This is a genomic window from Enterococcus sp. OL5 (genome assembly GCF_006491895.1).
In the GTDB taxonomy this organism is placed as follows: Bacteria; Bacillota; Bacilli; order Lactobacillales; family Enterococcaceae; genus Enterococcus_D; species Enterococcus_D innesii.
The window spans coordinates 1-994 of the sequence record NZ_VHIL01000042.1; the positions used below are offsets into that span (position 1 = coordinate 1).

At 40.5% G+C, this 994-nt stretch carries 1 protein-coding gene; it reads left to right on the plus strand.

Features of this window, described 5'->3' with window-relative positions:
- Positions 1-43: 43 nt before the first annotated feature.
- On the plus strand, positions 44-994 hold a 951-nt coding region (gene pepT / locus FJU10_RS18930), incomplete at its 3' end, for a peptidase T (RefSeq protein WP_140966742.1).

Genomic DNA, 994 nt, shown 5'->3' on the forward strand with positions numbered 1-994 from the left:
CCACTTCAACAAATCCATTTGACTATAGATAGGAGAATTATTTATGTACGAAAATTTATTGCCTCGCTTTTTGAACTATGTAAAAACAGAAACCCGTTCGGATGCGACAAGCACGACAACACCTTCCACCGAAACACAGGTCGCTTTTGCTAAAGAACTGCAAAAAGAACTAGAAGAATTAGGATTAAGCGATGTTCACTACAACGAATCCAATGGTTTCGTGATTGGGACATTGCCAAGTAACGTGGATCATGACGTACGCTCCATTGGATTTATCGCCCATATGGATACGGCCGATTTTAATGCAGAAAATGTTGATCCGCAGATCATCGAAAATTACGATGGCGAATCGACCATTAAATTAGATAAAGAAGGAAAATACACATTAAACACCAAAGATTTTCCGAATTTAAAAAATTATGCTGGCGAAACCTTGATCACTACTGATGGTACCACTTTATTAGGTTCTGACGATAAATCAGGTATTGCAGAAATCATGACAGCTATGGAAATCTTACTTAAAAACCCAACGATCAAACATGGGGAAATCAAAGTCGCTTTTGGCCCTGATGAAGAAATTGGTGTTGGTGCAGATAAGTTCGATGTTGAAGATTTCAATGTTGATTTTGCCTATACAATGGATGGCGGTCCAGTAGGAGAATTGCAATATGAAACCTTTAATGCGGCGCAAGCTGAAATCACGATCCAAGGAAAAAATGTCCACCCAGGAACTGCGAAAGACACCATGATCAACGCTTTGCAACTAGCAGTCGATTTTCAAAATGCCTTACCTGCTGATGAAGTCCCTGAGAAAACCGAAGGAACAGAAGGGTTCTTCCATTTGATGAGCCTCAGTGGCTCAGTAGAAGAAGCGAAAATGGCATACATTATTCGAGACCATGACCGGACCCGTTTTGAAGAAAGAAAAGAACAATTATTAGCGGTTCAAGAAAGCTTGAATGCCCGCTTTGATGAACCGCGAGTGCACGTTCAT